Genomic DNA, 21,104 nt, shown 5'->3' with positions numbered 1-21,104 from the left:
ATAGAACAATAGCGGTGAAGAAGCAACTTAAAAAGCTGCTTTTCTTGGCTGGGTTGTCATAAAATCCTTGAGGTAAAAAGGCTCAAACGTAGCAATATCTTCAAACTGACCGGCTTCATAAGCTGCTGTTGCTAGTACGCCAATAGCTCGGGCCGACGGCTGAATTGTTATATCAGGGAAATGCGCGTTTGGATGTTGTGCTAGTAACGACTTGCATTTAGCCGCTCCGTCGCCAAAAAACACGACCGGCCCTTTTATCAACCAATTCTCAAACGAGTGCTCATCAATGATTTGTGCTGATGTTGGTGCAACTTCATTGCCCTGCGTTGTGTAAAAAGCACAATAAACTTCCATACGCCGGGCGTCGAGCATTGGGCAAAGAAGTGAATTATTCGGAAAAAAAGTACGAACCTGCTCGGTCATGCCGGCTAACGTATTGATCGCCACTAGCGGTTTATCGAGAGCGAAACAAAGTCCTTTAGCGGTAGAAATTCCGATACGCAGACCCGTATAAGAACCCGGCCCTTTTGCTACCGCAATAGCATCTATCTGTTGCAGTTCGTGCCCAGTATGTTGTACTACGTTGTTTAACAGAGTTGTCAGCATTGCCGCCGACGTTCGTTCGGTAAATAGTTCGTAACTGCCCAGCAACGTACCATTCTGATGCAGTGCAACCGAGCAAACCGTTGTCGACGTATCAAGCGAGAGAAGTAGAGGCATACGTAATGAGTGATAAGTGATGAACGATGAGTGATGAACGGTCCGCCGTAGCGGTTTGCTGACGCAATTAATAAAAGCTGGCGTCAGCAAACCGCTACGGCGGACCGTTCATCACTTATCGTTACTTAACTTATTTTCCTTTCAGAATGGAGTTATAGCGGCCCATGTCTTTGAACAGATCAAGGGCGGCTTTCATTTCAGGGTCGGTAGCGAACGACGATTCTTTCAGGCCACGTTGCAAATAATAGTTACCCGCAATTTCCTGCTCGAGCAGCGTTTTAAGCTCGGCTTTGAACGTATTGAGGTCGGCGTCTTTACTATGCGACATTTTGGTTTTCAGCGATTTTAGCTGATCCTGAATCTGGTCGAAGTATTTTTCTTTCTTGGCCGATGCTTCGAGCGTACCGAGGTCTTTTTCAACCTGTGTCGTATAATCGTACTCTTTATCAGCTACCCATTTGGTGAAGTCCTGATACTCGGCATCGGTCAGGCGAAACTCACGCGCGGGTTTAATTGTCGGGTGCTCGTGGCGATATTTCACTGCATAGTCGAAAATATGTCCTTTGTTGGTCAGGCTCAAGGCAATCGGCGCAGGTGTTTGTGCTTCAATCACTACGTCGGGCAATACGCCACCACCATCATAAACCACCCGGCCTGCTTTCGTTTTAAAAGCTGTTTTCAAGGAATCTGGAATCTTGCCAACACTACCGTCGGGATTCCGATGGCTATAATCAATGGCCTGAATACAGCGACCGCTTGGAATGTAATATTTAGCTGTCGTGATTTTCAGCTTCGTATTGAACGATAATTCGCGGGTGGTTTGTACCAGCCCTTTTCCGTATGTCCGCTGACCAATCAGCACACCTCGGTCGTAATCCTGAATCACTCCCGACACGATTTCGGCAGCCGAAGCACTGTGATTATTTGTTAGAACGATAATCGGAACTTCGAGGTCAAGCGGAGGATTTAGAGCCGTGTAGGTTTTGTTCCACTCCGTCACTTTGCCTTTCGTGGTAACAACTTCTGAGTCTTTGGGAATGAAAATATTCGAAATATCGATGGCCATGTTCAACAACCCGCCGGGGTTTTCACGAACATCGATAATTAACTTTTTCATCCCTTTACCCTTCAGTTCCTGAAACGCTGAACGAACTTCCCGCGAGGCTGTAGCTGTGAAATCTTTCAGGTCGATATAACCCACATCTTCCGTAATCATGCCGTAATACGGTACGTTGGTCATTTTCACTACGTCGCGCGTTACGCTCAATTCGACCGGATCTTTCTGGCCGTACCGCATCACCGATAATTTCACCGCCGTGTTGTTCTGACCTTTCAGCAACTTGCCGGGGTCGGCATCTTTCAGGTTTTTCAACGTAACGCCGTCAATCTTAACCACCTCATCGCCAATACGTAACCCTGATTTTTCGGCAGGCGTTCCTTCATACACCATCAATACGATGCTCTTACCCTGACGTTGCCCAATCAGTGCACCAATACCATTATAGCGGCCGGTGGTCATGGTCATATAGTCTTCGATTTCGTCTTCGGCAAAAAAGTTGGTGTATGGGTCAAGCGCCTTCAGCATGGCGTCGATGCTGGTTTTCACCATGCGGTTCGGATTCACCTCATCAACGTAGTACAGGTTCAGTTCTTTGAACAACGTAGCGTAGATATCGAGGTTACGAGCGATTTCGAAGAACCGATCGTCAGTTTTCATTGCAACCAATGATAAACCTCCGGCCAGAGCGCCAGCTAGAGCGAGGGATTTCCAGTGTTTTTTCATAACCTTTCTATAGTATAAAGGCGGTTCAGGCCGTCAATTCGTTAATAAATTGCTGTTTGTCATCAATAAATAAAGCAATCTGGCTCACATAGCGTTGACTGCCCAACAGGCCAGTCATTAATACTGGTTCACGTACTGTGATCAATAAATTTGGTACAGCTAAAAATGTACCGTTCATGGTGGCTGAGTTTCGTTCGGGTTTAGTGTTAATAGCGAGTACCTGGTCAATTAGTGGTTTTGCCACCGTGCCATAACCACGTAAACCAAATCGAAAAACTAGTTCATTCTCACGTATCAATACGGGTCGTTTGATGGTAGCTACCAGATCGGCAGCGAAAAACAATAGACCATAAAAACTTATTACTGTTGCACCCCATGCCACAACTGGGCTCCAGCGATTTAGCAGTAAATGCACAACCAACGTTTCAATTAAACCAACCAGAATTACTCCCGTTGTTAGTGCTAATTCTCCTGAGTCCTGATGCGAACTAAACGCTTTATCGGTTGCTGTTTTCTCGGTCGAAAAGCACCACCCGAATAAGCCATACCGTAGCACAGAAAGTTCGCTTACTAAAATACGATTAAATCGGGAATGCCCCAGTATAGTGTCGAGACTTTGAAGGAGATTCGTAACAAAGTCAGGATTTTGCGTGCTCAATTGCCAGTAATTCCTGATTATCTTATTGATGCGGAGAAGAACGTAGCCAACAAAAAATAGCTCAACAACTACCAGCGAATGCTGTATTATACTAAGAAATTGCCGATAATTTGTTGGTAGTATAAGTGCTGTTATACTCAACGCAACTCCGACAACGATAGTAAGGCTTCGTAGAGAGAGGTTAAGTTTTCGGATAACCAGAAAGTAATAGAGAGCGGGTAGGAGCAATACTAGATCGAAAATGACTCCCGCTGATATCCAATCGGGCCGTTGGCTAAAAGCCACAGACTGCACAATGGAGTATTCGACTCCAATGAGGAGTAGGGCCAGCCCAGTAAACAAAAACAGCCATCGAAATGGAGAAAGTGGAAGACGCATCAGAACAGTCCAATAGCTGAGTGTGATCAGGCTACATTTTTTTGAGAGCCAATTTCATACCTTTTTCTATTTCTTCAAACGAAATTATTTGCTTGGCGGTATACAAAAAGGCAATGTAGGCGGGGCCTTGCGAAACGACCTCACTGGTTGCTGGGCTAAAAAGCTGTTTGTTGAGCCGATAAGCCTCTCGTACACGTCGGCGAATCAGATTTCGGTCGACGGCGTGTTTGAATGTTCGTTTGGGTACGGTAATGACAATGGCAGGCAGCGAAACGTTGCTTTCGGCGGGAAATTCAGATTGGGAAATATACAGAACCCGAAACGGAAAAAGGTAGAACGTCCTGACAGACGAACTACCTTTTTTGAATAATTCACCGATGATTTTTTTGCTGCAAAGCCGTTCCGATTGCGTGAAGGTTTGCGGCATAAACTCGATAGAAAGTAGCCGACAGTTGCTCGAAAAGAAACTATCGACCAGTAATTAGATTTTGAACCGTTCGCCTTTTTTCTCGTCCGAAACAGTCAGTTTCCACCGACCTTTAGCACGACGACGAGCCAAAACTTTGCGGCCATTTGCGGTTAACATCCGCTCACGGAATCCGTGTTTGTTTTTCCGCTTACGGTTCGATGGTTGGTACGTTCTTTTCATGATATATTTCTGCCTAAATCGTTATTTCCGAAATGAGTCCGCAAAGATACGAGAATCAGTGTAGTTTACAAAGCCTTGATTTATAAAAACACGTCGATCACGTCGATAGATTGTAAAAGTTATCGGAATGTGCTGTTTTGTCGGGAAATGAGCCGTTGAGCCGCTAAATTACGTTCTCAAAACAGCTTCTTGTGAGCGCTATATTGCCTACGTTATGCACTATCGTTTGTCTGCCGATCCTCTTTTGCCTAATTATATTGCCGTAGACGCCCAACTATCGGCCATCACTACGTCGGAAGTCGAATTGCAGTTACCCGCCTGGCGTCCGGGACGTTACGAGTTGCAGCAATTTGCTAAAAATATTCAGCGATTAGAACTGTTCGATGGCGATGGAAATCCGCTGCCGTTTCGGAAGATTACGAAAGACCGCTGGCGCGTGCAGATGAATGGCGGCACTACGTTAATTGCCCGGTATAATTATTATGCCATTCTGCCAACAATTTATCAGCTAAATGCCGGAAGTAGTTATATAGACGATACGTTGCTGTACGTCAATCCTGTCAATCTTTGTATGTATGCCGAAGGGCGTATTGACGAACCCTGCACGCTCGAACTGGCGATTCCGGATGGCTGGACAATTGCCTGTGGACTGGAGCAAATCAGCGAAAAAAGTTTGAAGGCGTCTGATTTTTACGAACTGGTCGATTGCCCGCTCATCGCATCACCTGATCTGCAACGTATTGAATACGTAGTGAATGGCATTTCGTTTAATGTCTGGCTACATGGCGGCTGGCGTAGTGATGGTACGCCGGTTTATGACGCCGAACGATTGGTGCGTGATTTTAGCCGGTTTACTGAAAAGCAATTGAAACTGTATGGTGAATTCCCCGAAAAGACGTATCATTTTTTGACCCTTGTCCTTACGGTACCATATTATCATGGTGTCGAACATCGGAATTCGACCGTATTGGTTTTAGGCCCAAACGATGAAGGTGAAGGTTTGTATCAGGATTTGCTGGGCGTATCGTCGCATGAGTTGTTTCACGCCTGGAACATCATCCGGATTCGGCCAACAGAATTGTTGCCGTATGATTTCACGCAGGAGAATTATTTCCCAACCTGTTTCGTAGCCGAAGGCGTCACAACGTATTACGGCGATTTGATGCTACGTCAATCTGGCGTTTTCACCGATGAGGCTTATCTGAAAGAATTGCAGGTACTTTTTAAACGACATTTCGAAAATAATGGTCGGGCGTTTCAGTCGCTCGTCGAATCATCGTGGGATTTATGGCTCGATGGCTACGACAAAGGCGTTCCTGATCGAAAAGTTTCGGTTTATCACAAAGGTTCTATTGCTGCTCTGATTCTTGATCTGCATATCCGACAAATCTCGAATCATGCGCGCTCGTTGGACGACGTAATGCGGCAGATGTGGCAGCGTTTTGGCAAACCCTTTGTTGGGTATACGTTAGAAGACTATCGGGAAATCACCGAAGATGTAGCGGGAGAATCGCTCGACTGGTATTACGATCTGTGTATTTTCGGGAATCAACCGCTTGAAAACAAACTGAATGAGTATTTGGCTTGGGTGGGTTTACAGGTCGTGTATGAAGAGCCAACTATTGATCAGCCGGGAGGTATTCGTTTGTTGGAACTGGAGGAATCGACGGATGAAGCATCGTCAACTCGCCAGCAACGAAGACAATGGTTTGGCGGTACGTTGACCGAGCCTGCCCAAGACGGAGCGCCTGAGCTGGTTTCCGAAATAAAAGAAGGAAAGAACGTAGTTGCCAAATAAAATACGCGACTAGGCAGAGATTGGTACAAAAATGGATTGTGAAGTTTATCGGCCAGCGAAACTAACTAATGGACGTTTCGTCTCAGTTGTATAAACCATGCGCCATTTCGTAACTAATTTCTACTATTCATGAAAGACATTTCTTCTTCTTTTAAACTGCTTATCGATAATGATACGCATCTCGAAAAACTGGCACAATGGATTAATCAGCCAACCGCAATCACGAAAGATGCATATCGGTTAGCCGTAAGTTTAACGCTGGCCTGTCTGAATCAACAGCTACAGAGCGACATCGGAAGAGAGTTGACTCGACGAATTCTGGCGCAACATGCAACAACCGCAAAGGATGCCCCTGATTTTGGGAATGACGATACTGATATAGATAACGTATCTACAGAAGGCCACCGACTTTTAGGGAAAATGCTTCCCGGTAAGAAGAGTGCTATTATGCAGATTATTGGGCGATACGTTAAACTTCCATCGGCAAAAACAGATCGACTTGTAGGGGCATCGGCTTATATGTTGTTTACGAAACTGGCGTTAGGCTTATCAAATGGAGTAATTAATTGGCCGGTTTCGCTTACTGAATTACAGGAGTTCGCGCCTGAGTTAAGTCAGAAAGATTACGTATCAATTGGCGCTTATTCCGATTCGATATTTGCCGTTTCAGCTTTGTAACTATGCAAACTGCCAGTCCTAAAACCTTGTCATTCAACGAATACGTTACACATGATGCCACCGCGTTAGCTGAGTTGGTGCAAAAAGGTGAGGTTACGGCTGGTGAATTGCTTGAAACGGCCATTGCCCGTGCCGAAGCCGTAAATCCCCAACTGAATGCCATTGTTACGCCTTTATATGATCAGGGACGTAGCATGCTGAACAAATTGCCCGAAAAAGGTCCATTCCGGGGCGTACCATTTTTACTGAAAGACCTGGAATATGAGTGGGCTGGTACGCCGATGAAATCAGGATGTCGGGGTTACGAACGCTACGTATCGAAGACTGATAGTGAAGTCATAAAGCGACTGAAGGCGGCCGGGCTGGTATTTTTTGGCAAAACCAATACGCCCGAATTCGGCCTGACACCTTACACTGAATCGAAATTATACGGCCCCGCCCGTAATCCGTGGAAACCAACGCATTCGCCCGGAGGATCAAGTGGCGGCTCGGCGGTGGCTGTTTCGGCTGGTATTGTTCCGGCGGCAACGGCTACAGATGGGGGTGGCTCCATACGGATTCCGGCCTCTTGCTGCGGTTTGTTTGGCTTAAAACCATCACGCGGTCGGGTTACGCTTGGCCCACAATATGGTGAACTCTGGAATGGTGCCGTTATTGGCAACGTAGTGACACGTAGCGTTCGGGATAGTGCCACGATGCTCGATGCAATTGCTGGTCCGCTCGCTGGTGATCCTTATGGAATTGCTCCGCCCGAACGGCCATTCAAAGAAGAAGTTAGTCGGGAGCCGGGCAAGCTACGTATCGCTTTCTCAACGCAGGCATTGATTGAATCACAACCAACAGATTCTGAGTGCGTAAAGGCGGTTAAGGAAACGGTAAAACTGCTGGAAAAGCTAGGTCATACGGTCGAGGAAATTCCGTTACCTTATGAGAAAACGATTGTAACAGAAGCTTTCTTTCTAACAGTATTAAGCGAAACGGCGGGCGTACTACGTGAGTTGGGCAAGTTTTTAGGACGGCCGACCCGTCGTGAAGATGTAGAGCTGAATACGTGGGCACAGGCTCGACTGGCCGAAGGGTTTTCAGCCGCCGATGTAGCGTATCAAAAGCGTCGCTGGAATTCGCTCAACCGCGCTATGGGCCAGTTGCATGAAACCTACGATGTGTTTCTGACGCCTACGTTACCGCGCCCGCCGATTGCGATTGGTACGTTTCAGAATACTGTTTCAGAGCAACGGTTGTTGAAACTGGTCGACTCGCTCGGCGGATTGAAATTTTTGAACGGCAGCAAAACAGTGACTGATCTGGCCGAACGTTCATTGGGATATATTTCCTACACGGTCATTACAAATATGACCGGGCAGCCATCCATGTCGGTTCCGCTGCATTGGTCGGCAGATGGTTTGCCAATAGGAGTGATGTTTGCTGCGAAACAGGGTGCCGAAGCTACCTTATTTCGTTTGGCTGGTCAATTGGAGAAAGAGCGTCCGTGGTTCGACAAACTGCCAGTTTTATAAGCGATACGTATTAAAAGACCAAAACCGGGCAACTTTCGAGCAGACTGCATTCTGGCACTCTGATTGAGCTATCACTGCTTTGGCAATGAGATGAAGTTTACCATCATCTCCAGCGGGAATCGAAGAATTTATGCACTACGGCACCGGTTCTGGTTGTATAAAAAATAGCAAGGCAACAAGCGAAAAGAGAGGTGCTCTACCACTGAGCTACACCAGAAAATTGCTTCTCTGATGGCCGGAGTCGAACCGGTGACCGCCCGGTTATAAGTCGATGGAACTCTTTTCTACGGCACTTGCTAAGGTTATAGGGTTGTAAAGTTGTAGAGTGAGCTGTCTCATTGACACTGTTCTTGCGACAGTCAACTTTACAACTCTATAACTAAGAAAAACAGGAGTAACAATTGAAATGAGATTCTGACGGGGAAAGAACAGGTTGGGGCGCACGGACATGGAGAACACCCATTGTCAGATACAACCATCACAACCCGTGCATATTCGCAGCCCGAAGATAAATTGTGGCAACTCATTCGTCGCGAGCATCCAGGCTCGATGGGACGAATGAACATTTCGTTTCCCGACGAAGCGAAAGAACCTTTTGAGGTGAGTATCAATCCAGAAGATGGCACCATTTACAAAACATTTAACCGCTTTTTCGATCAAAATACGTTGAAAGAATTACCGTCGAAGGAGTCGCGCCAATATCATGAACTTTCGGCGGGCGAAAAACTATACCTCCTGAATTTTGATATTCACCTAGGGCAGATTTATGACTTACCAACTCGGATTCTAGCTTTTTTCATCAGCTTAATTGGCGCAAGCTTGCCTGTAACAGGATTCATTATCTGGTGGTATCGTGGTAAGAAAAGTGAGAAAAAAGGCAAAGTCAGTGAGTTAAAGCCGCCTGTTGCTGGGTAGAAAATGGCTGGATTCGTTATTTTAATACCATGAACCGCCGAAATTTTCTTGCCCTGACCGCTGGGGCTTCTGCAACGATTGGACTCCCATCTATAAGCTGGGGAGAAGAACCTGCTATCCCAATCATTGATACGCACATTCACCTGTTCGATACGTCTCGTTCGCAAGGTGTGCCCTGGCCAACGCCCAAAGACAAGCTTCTTTATCGGCCAGCCCTTCCAGAACGTTACCGTAAGTTGGTCAGTCCGCTTGGCATTGTGGGGGCTGTTGTGGTAGAAGCCAGCCCCTGGCTCGAGGATAATCAGTGGGTGCTGGATGTTGCCGATAAAGACAATATTATCGTAGGAATTATAGGTAATCTTGAGCCGGGTAAACCAGAATTTAGTCGCCAGCTCGAACGTTTTGGGCGGAATCCACTGTTCCGCGGCATTCGGTATGGAAACCTTTGGAATCGTAACCTATCGGGCCAATTGTCGAATCCGGCGTTTATCGACGATCTGAAACTTCTTGCGCAGGCGGGGCTGGTGCTTGATACGGCAAACCCAAATCCAACCCTACTCGCGGCCGTGCTACGTATCAGCGATCAGGTGCCAAATCTGAAGATAGTAATCGATCACCTTCCTCAAATGGCTATTCCGGACGATGCTAATGTGCGGAATAATTATGAAGCCGATTTGCGTGAATTAGGAAAGCGATCTCAGGTTTACGTAAAGATTTCAGAAGTGCTACGTCGGGTCGACGGAAAAATTCCGCAAAACCTAAGCTTCTATCAAGATCGATTGGATACGTTTTTTGCTACGTTCGGCGAAGATCGGCTATTATATGGCAGCGATTGGCCGAACAGCGATAACTGGTTGCCCATTAACGCCGGATTGAGTCTTGTGAAAGAATATTTTACAGCAAAAGGCCGAACCGTAGCCGAAAAATATTTCTGGAGGAATTCGATGGCTGCGTATCACTGGCAAAAAAGAGATGCCTCTCAGCCCGGTTAGAACGGCTACAGGTTTTGTGTGGCCTAATTCTTTACCTGTTTGTAGGCAACAGTAAACTTATAATTACCCAGCGCACCCATACTGCAAATCAACTGGTTAGGAAAGCCCTGCCCATTTAGGGTTACTGCCTGAATATGCGGTTCGTCTATTTCCTTACAACCGTATTTGGGATCGCAATTCTTACGTTTTGTATAGATCAAATTATTCGTACTCAGGCTGCTACCTAACCCTGTTAAGCCGCTTGACGTAGCGAATCGGTTAACCGAGCTTAACAAACCATCCAGAAGCTGCATTTCCCTGAGCTGACTAAACACAGTCGGATTGGCATCATATCGCTGTTCAATAATTTCCGTACCAACCAAAGGAAATGCTCTTGATTTAGCAATAAAATCGATATTCCCTTTCTCATCAAAAAACAATTTTTTGAAACTACTTTTCACGGGTAGGCCTTTCTCATCGAGCATAATCGAACTCTTCTGAACTTCTTTTCCGCCAATAAAAAGCCGTGCTGCTACATTCTGACCAGAATAGGTTAACTCAAAGCGAGCCGGTTTTCGGTCTTCGTCGTAGATTGGGTCATCACTATTTGCCGAAATAGATTTTAAATCGATGCTGGTCAACCGATTGTCGGTATACTGAAACTGCACCCAGCTTGAACTGTTGCTACCCGGCGAATCGGTCAATTGATCGCTAATGTTTAGCAGTCGGTTTTGATTGTCATATGTAAAGGTTGAGCGGTAGACAAGATGTGCCAGCATACCCTCATAATCATGATAATCAACAGTTATTGGTAAATTAACAGCCTGCGCAATTGGCTGGAAATCTTTGTCGTTCGTCTTGTTTGTCGCTGCTGTCTGTGGAACAGGTGTTAATTCAGCCTTCGGTTGGCAGGATGTTAACAAGCCAATAGTGAACAAACAACTATAGAAAATAGTATGAGTAGCTGCAAACAGATTCATAAAAAATGAGTCGTAAATGCTGAATTATAAAGCAATGTCTCTGACTTTAGCTTATAAAAGCAAAAGATGTTGGTTTGTGAATATTACTCACTGTAATCCAAGTCTTTACCAAACGTTTCTTCAATGGTAGCCAATGACCAGTAACCCAGTGCAAAACAGACCAGTGCCACAATAGCGGCTGACTCGGCAACACCCAGCGATGGCTTCATCATCTGAAACGCCGGAATGGTTAGCAACGTAGTAGCCCGAACGTTATTAGCCACCGACGTAGTAGCCGTTGCCCGAAGGTTGGTGCCATAGCTTTCGGCTGTTATGGTCAGGAACATGGCGATGTAGCCCGTTCCAAAACCCATTATCATTAGCACAGTATAGAACGCACTTGCCGACGTAATACCACCAAACAGATACACAACGATACACAGCAACGTAAAGCCCATCATCAGCCCCACCGCTTTCCGGCGAGACTGCAACCACTGACTCAGAAATCCGCTGAACAAATCGCCTGCAACAATGCCAATGTACGTATACATAACGGCCCGGCCCGGCGGAATGGCTTCCTGAATACCCAACGCTTTTCCGAATTCATTGCTGAACGTAGCGAGAATACCAATCACCAGATACGTAGGCAGCGCAATTCCCATGCAGCGCAGGTAACGTAGCACAGCTGGCCCGTTTCGAAATAATGCCCAGAAATTACCACGCGATACGTTAGAGGTTTGTATACGGGTAAACATTCCCGATTCAAGTACGCTGACACGTAGCAACAACAAACCAAGCCCAAGTCCGCCACCAATGAAATACGTGATTCGCCAGTCGAAAAGTGATACGGTAAAGTAGGCTACAATCGCCCCTAACAAACCCACGCTGGCTACCAGCGATGAACCATAGCCTCGGAGACGAGCAGGTAAAATTTCACTCACCAATGTAATGCCCGCACCTAATTCGCCCGCCAGTCCAAAACCGGCAATGAACCGAAGCCAGGCGTAAAGCTCTGGATTGTGAACAAATCCGCAGGCGATGTTGGCTAGTGAATACGTAATGATACTGCCGAAAAGTACCGAAAGCCTGCCCCGTTTATCGCCCAGAATGCCCCAGAGAATACCGCCGAGTAACAAGCCCGCCTGCTGAAAATTCAGAATCCGTCCGCCAACTAGTGAAATATCAGCCTCCGAAAGCCCCATATCTTTCAAACTCGGAACGCGAACGATGTTGAACAACAGCAAATCATAGACATCGACAAAATAGCCCAACGCAGCAACAATGACGGGCAGGGAAAACAGTGGACGTAGTGAAGTAGAAGGCGGTACGGTAGTTGTGTGCGGCATAAGGCCAACGTTTCGGAGCGAGTGATTATAGCACCGAAAGTACGGCAAAAAATAGAAAACAGACGTTAAAAGAGCTATGATTTACGGCGTTAATTCTACTTTGGGAGCTTTAGATTAGCTACCCGACCTGGAACATTCTCAACCCTTAATTTTATACTATCTTTAATGCGCTGAAAAATGAAAGTTTACATTGAATGTGCCGATAAAAGCAATCAACGTAGCAACAACTAGAATGAACGACTACGTATCAAGTTCAATCTTTTCTGTTGACAATCTATCGTAGAAATCACGAGTGCTAGGTTTCATTGTGATCAAGAACAATCTGCTGTGCAGCCTGATCTTCCTGACGAGTTTCCTGCCCCACTTCAAGCAACAATCTTATTAGTCTCTTTTGCAGTTCAGCATCTACCTGATCAATATATTGATTGGCAACCATGAATACATAATTTTCTAGAAGAGTATCAACTGATTGAGTCTTGTCAGGCATTACATTGAGTCGGTTTATGTGTTTCAGTCAATGCCATTTTTAGCGTCATCTCTACCTGATGTAATTTATAGGCAAGTTCTTAAACACGTACTGTTGAGCAAAAGAGAGAAGATCAGGGTTTAAAAAGCGAGTCGTAAAGTTTAGCCATCGGCTGGGTCGATACGTAGCGTTTTTCTGCTCGTCAAATATCTAACCCCTTTACTAAACTCACTGTCAATTCTGTCTCAATTACTGTCAATCCCGTCTCAAATAATCCAATAAGACCTTGAAAAACACTGTTCTCTTAAATGCATCTCTTCGGTCGCTCAATAAACTGTTACTATAATGAACTAAACATTGGCCCGAAGCTTAATTATCAATTCGTTCCCATCTATTCGCTTTTGAGAATGTCTACCGGATTACTTTTCGCGGCTTTCATCGTCTGCGAGCCAATCATAAGGAATGCGATCAGTAATACCGCCAGCAAGCCAATCAGTAACTCCGTGATCTGCACAGGGGTATGGTACGGAAAATTGGTGAGCACAACCTTTTCAAAAAACAAGTACGTTATCGGCAATGCGATGAGTGCCGAAACCGATAGTTGCATGAGAAAACCGCGACTTAGTAAGTAGATGAGGTTGCCTGAACTTGCGCCCATCACTTTTCGGATACTGATCTCCTTGAGTCGGGTTTCGGTTGTGTAAGTTACCATCCCAAACAGACCCATCGATGCGATTGAAATGGACAGAAACGAAAGGAAGCCAATGATCTTGATCAGTGTGGAAAATTCGCGATAGGCCTCTTCTATATCTTCGTCGTAGAATTTGGCGTCAAACGGATGAACACGGTCAATTTTCTTCCAGACCGACTCGATTTTGGCTCGGGTTGCCAAGATGTCTTTGTTCTGTATTTTGGCATTAATAACCGTTCTGTCTTCAGGTGTCCAGTGCATGAATGCCACCGGCCCGATGAGGTTATCGACCTTACCGTAATGAAAGTCTTTCATGACACCAACAATGGTCATCCTGCGGGTTCCATTGAAATTACTGAACGTAATTTCTTTTCCGATTGCTTTCTGAGGGTCGTTGTTCGCTATGTTAAATCGTTTCAATACTTGCTGATTAACGATTATTTCGGTAGCGGCTTTGGTTGTGGTAGGGCGGGCCATAAAATTTCCTCCAGCAGCGAGTTTGTATTCATGCAGAGACACATAGTTTTCGTCGACGTGGTTGGTCATCACCAGCGCTGAATCGCGTGAAGTATTATATTTCATGTAGCCGCCCCAGGCATTCCCAACGCTGGTGACAATTAACGATCGGGAAAGGGCAGACACTTCTGGCATCTCGCTCAATTCCTTGAGAAAGGCATCTGGTTTGTTGCCCTGCATATTGATGTTCAGGATATTTTCGGTGTTGAATCCCAAATCGAATGTCAGAATGTTTTTGTACTGCACATAACCGATAGCGGTTGTTGTGATAAAGATCAGGGTGAGCGTGTATTGAACCACCACTAATGCACGCCGTAATGTTACGTGTTTGAAAACTTTCACCGACCGATACGTTGGCGCGGATACGTTCCTGAGTGCACTGATCGCGTTGACTTTCGAGAAGAACAGCGCAGGCATGAAGCCAGCAATTACGCCGACCATAAGCGAAAAGATAATAAACGCTACGACCATAGGCAATGTAAGCTCGAGTTTCACGATACCTTGCATTTCAGGAGCCAGATTTATCAGAAGCGGTCGCAGAACAAGAAACAGAATGAATGAAAGAACAAGAGCCGACAGCGAAATCAGGATTGATTCGGCCAGAAATTGTTGCCGGATCTGACTCTTTTCGGCCCCAATTGCTTTGCGGAGACCTATTTCTTTAAAGCGACGGATGGCGCGTGCCATCGAAAGATTTGTATAGTTGAAACAAGCCGACAAAATCACAATAAGGGCAAGCCCGGCGAGTATCCAAAGCACACGAGGAGACATGTGAGGCCCCACAGAGCCCGGCCCACCCTCAGTGGCATGAAAATTTTCGCCAACCACGGTCTTGTATAACGGAAGAAGTTCAAGCTGAATCTTCGTATTTTCTTCGGCAAGATTTTCCTGTTTTGCTATAACATCGAGCTGTGATTGAATTGATACTACGTCAGCATTTTCTGGCAACTTTAGGTAAACGTAGTGCGACGACATGCTTGTCCATTTGTCGAAGTTCTTGTCGTTTTTATTAAGCTGCGCGGCCGTTGCCAGTGAGACGAGTGCTTCGAAATGAATATGCGAAAAGAAAGGAACATCCTGCATGACTCCGGTCACCTGATAAGCGAGTGTATCGAATTTGATTGCCTTGCCCAGCGCCGATTGGTTGCCAAAGAGTTTTCGGGCCGCCGTCTCCGTAAGAACGATTGAGTAAGGGTCTTTCAATGCCGTTTCAGGATTGCCTTCCAGCATCGGAAACGTAAAAACTCTAAACACCGACGGATCAGCCCAGTAGCCTTTTATCGGAATAATATCGTCGCCAACGTTGGCATCCTGCGAAAAATCGCTACGCAGAATCGTTACCTCCTCCATGCCCGTCACTTTCTCGCGAATAAGCTTTCCGGCCTTTATCGATGTGGTTGCAAACTTGGCTCTGGGGCGCCATATACCTTGTTCACCTTTAAATGTTGCTACGTTGGTAATGCGATAAATCTGTTCCCCATCTTCGTGAAATCTGTCGTATGAACGCAGGTCGAGTAAGAACGCGATCAGCAGCAAGCCGACGGACATACTGATGGCGAGACCAACAATATTGAGGGCCGAAAACAGCTTGTTGTGCATTAAGTTGCGTCGTGATGTTTTGATGTAGCTTCCGATCATGATTCTGTTGAGAAAAGGTTGACAAATTTTCGTCTTTGCTTTTTGACAGGATTTACAGGATTTTTATCACTCTACTCTGGTAGTTGTAGTACGTCGAAATCTTGTCAATCCTGTCAAAAAATCATTACTCAGACTCCAAACTTCCGTAGGTTATACACGAAACTAACCAGCAAATACCGACGTAGTATTCGGCTTTGCACATCCTCGATATACGTATCGGTCGTGTTACGTATCAGACTGCTATTCTGATTCAATACGTCGAAAATCTGTAACCGCAGTTCGCCTGTATTGCCTTTGAAAAACTGCTTTGCCAGTGCTCCGTTCCATAGCATAATCTGCTGATTATAACCCGCAGCCCGGCCCGTTGTACCTGTATACGTTACGTCGCTGGTGAGCACGAATCGGAAAGGAAGTTTCCAGAACAAGTCGGCAGTAGCGTATTGCGACCAGAAGGACGTGTTTTGTTTCGAGGTTAGCGAATACGTAGCACTTTGGTAGGTTAGGTTACCGCTGAGGCCGTATTCCAGCCTATTATTGAAATTAGATTGCAGCCGAAAGCCCTGGCCTACACTGGCATTTTTCGCTTCGTTACGTTGATTGTTAATAAAACTCACCGCCCAACTCAGTGCTACGTTGGTTGTGAGCGTAAGTCCTAGTTTCGAGGGGTGAAGCGTTTGCCCGACAGACATTGCCCCGTTGGCCGACCAGAACCCGCCTACATTGATAGGTTGCGTTGTCTGTACACCCGACGGACTGATTGTTGTCGACGTAGCAATGCGGTTAGAACTCTGGTTGAGGCTGGCAAACAACGAAAAGCTTTTAGTCCCTAATCCGGCCGACGTATTGTAGCTCAGCATCATCGTATTGTAAAACTCTGGCGCGAGATATGGATTCCCTACCCGAACATTGAGCGGATTCATATTGTCGATTACAGGCTGCAATTGGTACAGCGAAGGCGCATTCAGGCGGGTTCGATAGTGCAAACGCAAGTTTCGATTTCCAGAAAAGGTGAAACTCCATAAGGCATTCGGCAATACGTTGAAATAGGGGCGTCGTTGGCTGGTATCTACGGAGATGTTATCAAGTTGTAACTGCGATTGCTGAACGTCTGCACCAATAGCAAATTTATACCGTAGTCGTTGCGTCTGAAACGTAGCACCCACCCGATGATAGTCAAATGAGTTTCTAAATTGATTTGATAGCGGGAAATTAACGTGGTCGTAAAGCCCCGTCGTTTCGCTTCGATCAGTAACCCGTCGGTCGGCCTGGTTGCTGTTCACTGAATAAGCGTACCGCAACTCCAGTTTTTGCGTGAACGATAACGGTTCTGTATATGATACCGTGAGCGTGTTTTGCAGGTTGTAATTTGCTTGCTGGTTCTGCTGATTCAATAGGTTCGAAACGGGGTTGACACCCGTAGAGTCGTAGAACGTATTGATCGACTGATTTAACGCCTTTGTAATTGCATCGCCCAAAATCGTGTTCAGATTGACCGACAACGTGCGCCCTTCTCGTCGGAACTTACGCATGAGTAGTAGATTATTATAGCCAATTACCCCATTACCTGTCGATCCGTAATTAGTTTGGCCTGTATTTACTGATTGAATTGTTTGCCCCAAAAGGCCCGGTAACGTAGAGCGGCTGGATAGTTGGCTGGTAAAATCTGTAGTTTGCCACGAGAAACTGGGCGTAAGCCGAAGACTAGTTAGCGAATCGAGGACCCAATCCAGCCGAGCGTTGAACCGATGCGTCAATTGCTGATTCTGCGAATAGTTCTGCTGATTGGTTATGAGCGAACGTTCGGGCAAAAGGCTCGTGCGTCGACTCTGTTGTTCGGTAGTGGTAATGGCCTGATTAAGAAAATAACTCGTTGCTAGTTCGGCCCGCTTACCCCATTTGTCTTTATAGTTCAATCCACCGGCACGTACTTCAATTATATTCGTTGGGGTCTGGTTACCAGGAAGTCCTGCACTCTCCAAACCGCCTACAAAAACGGGACCCTGTGCCGGCCAAGCCCCTAACGTAAAGTTTTGCTGGTTGAGATTATTGGCTTGTCCGATCAGCGAAATTTGGCGTCCATTCTCGAAGCGATTCAGATTCAATCGACCCTGATACCGATTCGCTTCTCCATCGCGGGCCGTGCCCAATCCCAGCGAATTCTGTCCAAAATAGCCTTTCCGCTTATCCCGTTTGAGCGTAATGTTGATGGTACGTTCCCGATTTCCATCGTCGATACCCGAAAATTGCGACTGATCGGACGACTGATCGTATAATTGAACCTTATCAACAATATCGGCGGGTAGATTTCGGGTCGCCATCTTCGGATCAGTCCCAAAAAACGGTTTTCCATCAACTAATACCCGATTGACGGTCTGGCCTTGCGCCTTTATCGTACCATCTCGACTAACTTCCATCCCTGGCAGTTTACGGATCAGTTCCTCCACAGCGGCATTTTGTTGTGTCTTGAACGATTCTGCGTTGAACTCCAGTGTATCCTGTTTTACCGTAATCGGCGGGCTTTCCTGTCGAACAACTACTTCCTGAAGATGATTACTCTGCTCAACCATCTGCAAAACACCGACATTGATTATTGGCTTTCCAGATGTGATAGTAACTAATTGAGACAGATTGCGATAGCCAAGGAACGTAATAAGCAGTCGATAACTTCCTTTTGCTACGTTACGTAGTTGAAATTGACCCTCGCCATCGGTAATTGTGCCCATTACGTAGCTTGAATCCTGAATCATCATCAACGAAATAGAAGCTTGCCGAAGCGGTTTGCCACTGGTTGAATCAAACACCATTCCCCAAATCTCCGATTTTGTTACGTTACGTTGAGCAAATAAACCGGAACTTAGAAAAAGACAGAAGAGTAAGAAAATCGGTTTCATGGATTTGCAGAGGGCTTTTTGGTGAGGGCATGGGGCAAAAGGCGGAGAGTAGAAAGATACCCTTTGTAGCTAACCCTTTGCTCTCTGCCACCTAGTTCCGCTCGTTCTGTTGGATTTGTTGCTGAAAATCAGTGATGGCCTTCTGACGTAGATCTGCTAACTGTTCGGGCGTAACGGCTTGAGCCTTTATATCTGGTCTAGCGGCCTGTACATCAGTAGTCGTAGTGTCAATTTTTGTTGCCTTAAATTGTTCTTTGCTTCCTTCGATCAGTAGAACTGTTCCGGTTTCGGGCGTCAGCTCATGGATAGGCGAGTAGGTAATAGGTAGCTCGTTGGTGATCCAGACAGTGTAGGTTTCCTTGTTGAATGGTACGGTAGCTTTCTGGCAGGTATAGCCAGCTATTTTTTTTGTCTGGTTGGTTAATTGCCAGCCACTTACGCGCTTGATCGGTGCGTCGGCCTGATACGTTTTCGCATCTGCATCTTTACCTACCGTGAGCAAGGTTACCTTTTTCTGGTCTTTCAGATCTACGAAAACCTGCTCTGAAAATGGACGAGGGAAGTTTCGGGTTTGAGCTGGCCCACCATCGCCCCGCACCCGAACAACGGCTGCCTGCTCGTCGCGGCTTTCTTTGGCATACGTACCGTTAATCAGTACCTTTTGACCAAACATGCGTGTATCAGGAATATCGGTTGGGAAATTAGGGTCACCCGGTTTTACCTGTTCGCCGTTAATAACGATACGCATTTGGGATGGGTCAACTTTGCGGACACCCTCGTAGGTAATCTGCCCCGACCACGTAGTAGCCACCGTTTGGGCGATGATTGGATAAGTTGCCAAAAAGGCGGCTACGCAGTTGACAACTACAAATAGAAGCGGTTTCATGAAATAATGTTGGTTTGATTTTGCATCCGAGATGACGGACGACTCAAAGGTCTGGCAGAGTTTTGTAACGCACTGCTACATAGTGTTAAACAGTGTTAACGGCTATCCTAAGCCCGCTCAGACAGTGTAGATTTGTGTATGAACCGACGTATTCGTTCGATATTCTGGCTGATGACTCTTTGCATCATTGGCATCAATGCGTTTCAGGGATATTGGCTCTGGACAACGTATCATGTGAAAAGCCAGCAGTTTAACCAAACGATGCGGGATGCACTGTTTTCTGTATTGCAGCAACGCCAGATGGTTGAGGCTAACCGATTATTTGCCAGACAGGATAATGAGAAGTCGCTGAAACCAACGCGAATGATTATTCGCCAGTTTGACGGTACGACCAATCGGGAGCAGATTCGAGTTATCGTAAGGCAACCCGGGCCACCAGTAAACGCCAACGAAACTCATAAGCGTGATATCCGCGTGGTAGCCGTTGATAGCTTTTATCAGCGGTTGTTGCCAGGTTCACCCGGAATAGAAACACAAGTATTTGAATCGCCCGACACGCTTGCCCATCGGATTTCGACTATGTTAATGCTCGACTGGGCCGAAGGCACACGTATCAATCTGGCAAAATTGTCAGAAGCATACCGTTCTGAGCTTCTTCAGCGCGGTATAAATCCTGATTTTAAACTAGATACGGTAAGTGTTCAGCCGCAAAAGACTTCTGGTAATATTCTGGTAAGTCAATTGAGAACACCGTCAAAACCGAATGATAAGTCGAACGTAATGAACAAATTAGTGGTACCTGTCAACCCGATTCGGAATCTGTTTGCACAGGTAACTTTTGAAACGCCAAAGTTCTATTTGCTACGTCGGATGGGGTGGCTACTGGGTGGTTCGGTGTTTTTATTGTTCTTGACCACTGGAAGTTTTCTGTTCATGCTGAGTACAATTCTGCGCCAGAAAAAACTGTCGGAGGTGAAAAACGACTTCATCAACAACATGACGCACGAGCTGAAAACACCGATTGCTACGGTGACGGCAGCTGTAGAAGCTATGCAAAATTTTGGTGCTTTGGATGACCCAAAGAAGGCTCAAATGTATTTGGCTATCTCGCAAAACAACCTGCAACGGCTGTCTGATTTGGTTGAAAAAGTGTTGAATCTGGCCGTCGAAGAAAAGCGCGAGCTGGTGCTGCATCCTGAACCAACAAACCTGAACGACGTAGTAGCTGATCTGGTAACGAGCCATGAGTTGAAGGCCACAAAACCCGTTACGTTCCGGGTAACTATCCCTGCCGACACTATGGTAACTGTTGATCGAGTTCATTTCGGAAATGCCCTTAACAACCTGATCGACAACGCCATTAATTATTCCAGAGAGGCTGTAACCATTCAATTGGCATTTCTGAGAAGTGAAACAGGCTGGCAATTGTCGGTTGCAGACGATGGAATCGGTATCGCTAAATCCTATCAGTCAGCCATTTTTGAACGCTTCTTCCGGGTGCCCACCGGCGATTTGCATCCCGTAAAAGGCTTCGGTCTTGGGCTCGCTTATGTCCGTCAGGTTGTTGAACGACACAGTGGGTCCGTATCGCTACGTAGTGAACCGGGAAAAGGGAGTGAATTTTTACTTACATTTTCATAAACA

17 protein-coding genes are annotated in these 21,104 nt (G+C 46.2%); 6 read left to right on the top strand and 11 right to left on the bottom strand.

From position 1 onward, the window contains the following. Nucleotides 1–27: 27 nt before the first annotated feature. The 5 genes from tsaB to rpmH all read right to left on the bottom strand — a co-directional run bounded on the left by tsaB (nucleotide 28) and on the right by rpmH (nucleotide 4,188). On the bottom strand, nucleotides 28–720 hold the full coding sequence (gene tsaB / locus ACYVD4_RS13585; protein ID WP_460946456.1) for a tRNA (adenosine(37)-N6)-threonylcarbamoyltransferase complex dimerization subunit type 1 TsaB: 693 nt from the start codon (nucleotides 718–720) through the stop codon (nucleotides 28–30). A gap of 130 nt (nucleotides 721–850) precedes the next feature. Further along, nucleotides 851–2,503, bottom strand: coding sequence for a S41 family peptidase (locus tag ACYVD4_RS13580; RefSeq protein WP_460946454.1), 1,653 nt, complete (start codon nucleotides 2,501–2,503; stop codon nucleotides 851–853). A gap of 25 nt (nucleotides 2,504–2,528) precedes the next feature. Then, a complete protein-coding gene (locus ACYVD4_RS13575) occupies nucleotides 2,529–3,539 on the bottom strand; it encodes a hypothetical protein (RefSeq protein WP_460946452.1) in 1,011 nt (336 codons plus the stop codon). 31 nt (nucleotides 3,540–3,570) lie between these two features. Further along, nucleotides 3,571–3,966: a ribonuclease P protein component gene (locus tag ACYVD4_RS13570; protein ID WP_460946450.1), complete on the bottom strand. Its 396-nt coding sequence runs from the start codon at nucleotides 3,964–3,966 to the stop codon at nucleotides 3,571–3,573. Nucleotides 3,967–4,020: 54 nt separating this feature from the next. Further along, a complete protein-coding gene (rpmH, locus tag ACYVD4_RS13565) occupies nucleotides 4,021–4,188 on the bottom strand; it encodes a 50S ribosomal protein L34 (RefSeq protein ID WP_460946448.1) in 168 nt (55 codons plus the stop codon). A 214-nt stretch (nucleotides 4,189–4,402) separates the two neighbouring features. Here rpmH and ACYVD4_RS13560 point away from each other — a divergent pair, with 214 nt between their 5' ends. From ACYVD4_RS13560 to ACYVD4_RS13540, 5 genes are all read left to right on the top strand, one after another. Then, nucleotides 4,403–5,986: a M61 family metallopeptidase gene (locus ACYVD4_RS13560; RefSeq protein ID WP_460946446.1), complete on the top strand. Its 1,584-nt coding sequence runs from the start codon at nucleotides 4,403–4,405 to the stop codon at nucleotides 5,984–5,986. Nucleotides 5,987–6,115: 129 nt separating this feature from the next. After that, nucleotides 6,116–6,664: a hypothetical protein gene (locus tag ACYVD4_RS13555; protein WP_460946444.1), complete on the top strand. Its 549-nt coding sequence runs from the start codon at nucleotides 6,116–6,118 to the stop codon at nucleotides 6,662–6,664. Nucleotides 6,665–6,666: 2 nt separating this feature from the next. Next, entirely contained in the window at nucleotides 6,667–8,181 is a 1,515-nt protein-coding gene (locus ACYVD4_RS13550; RefSeq protein ID WP_460946442.1) for an amidase, read from the top strand. A 462-nt stretch (nucleotides 8,182–8,643) separates the two neighbouring features. Then, the gene (locus tag ACYVD4_RS13545; protein ID WP_460946440.1) at nucleotides 8,644–9,096 is read left to right on the top strand and encodes a PepSY domain-containing protein; all 453 of its coding nucleotides are present in this window, start codon (nucleotides 8,644–8,646) and stop codon (nucleotides 9,094–9,096) included. Between the two features lie 29 nt (nucleotides 9,097–9,125). After that, the gene (locus tag ACYVD4_RS13540; protein WP_460946438.1) at nucleotides 9,126–10,088 is read left to right on the top strand and encodes an amidohydrolase family protein; all 963 of its coding nucleotides are present in this window, start codon (nucleotides 9,126–9,128) and stop codon (nucleotides 10,086–10,088) included. A 23-nt stretch (nucleotides 10,089–10,111) separates the two neighbouring features. Here the strand turns inward: ACYVD4_RS13540 and ACYVD4_RS13535 are convergent, their stop codons facing one another. The 6 genes from ACYVD4_RS13535 to ACYVD4_RS13510 form a co-directional block, all read right to left on the bottom strand. Continuing rightward, nucleotides 10,112–11,047, bottom strand: a complete 936-nt coding sequence (locus ACYVD4_RS13535) for a hypothetical protein (RefSeq protein ID WP_460946436.1) — start codon at nucleotides 11,045–11,047, stop codon at nucleotides 10,112–10,114. Nucleotides 11,048–11,130: 83 nt separating this feature from the next. Next, nucleotides 11,131–12,372: an MFS transporter gene (locus tag ACYVD4_RS13530; protein ID WP_460946434.1), complete on the bottom strand. Its 1,242-nt coding sequence runs from the start codon at nucleotides 12,370–12,372 to the stop codon at nucleotides 11,131–11,133. Nucleotides 12,373–12,667: 295 nt separating this feature from the next. Next, nucleotides 12,668–12,859, bottom strand: coding sequence for a hypothetical protein (locus ACYVD4_RS13525; protein WP_460946432.1), 192 nt, complete (start codon nucleotides 12,857–12,859; stop codon nucleotides 12,668–12,670). Between the two features lie 370 nt (nucleotides 12,860–13,229). Further along, complete coding sequence (locus ACYVD4_RS13520) at nucleotides 13,230–15,644, bottom strand: ABC transporter permease (RefSeq protein ID WP_460946430.1); 2,415 nt, start codon at nucleotides 15,642–15,644, stop codon at nucleotides 13,230–13,232. Between the two features lie 167 nt (nucleotides 15,645–15,811). Further along, nucleotides 15,812–18,574 carry a TonB-dependent receptor gene (locus ACYVD4_RS13515; protein WP_460946428.1) on the bottom strand — a complete coding sequence of 921 codons (2,763 nt, stop codon included), beginning with the start codon at nucleotides 18,572–18,574 and terminating at the stop codon, nucleotides 15,812–15,814. A gap of 91 nt (nucleotides 18,575–18,665) precedes the next feature. Next, the gene (locus ACYVD4_RS13510) at nucleotides 18,666–19,460 is read right to left on the bottom strand and encodes a GLPGLI family protein (RefSeq protein ID WP_460946426.1); all 795 of its coding nucleotides are present in this window, start codon (nucleotides 19,458–19,460) and stop codon (nucleotides 18,666–18,668) included. Nucleotides 19,461–19,598: 138 nt separating this feature from the next. On the opposite strand from ACYVD4_RS13510, the gene ACYVD4_RS13505 reads away from it, so the two are divergent. Then, entirely contained in the window at nucleotides 19,599–21,101 is a 1,503-nt protein-coding gene (locus tag ACYVD4_RS13505) for a sensor histidine kinase (RefSeq protein WP_460946424.1), read from the top strand. Nucleotides 21,102–21,104 lie beyond the last annotated feature (3 nt).

It is taken from the genome of Spirosoma daeguense, from assembly GCF_054776875.1.
The sequence above is the reverse complement of the archived record's forward strand: the minus strand, read 5'-3'. Positions and strand labels throughout refer to the sequence as shown.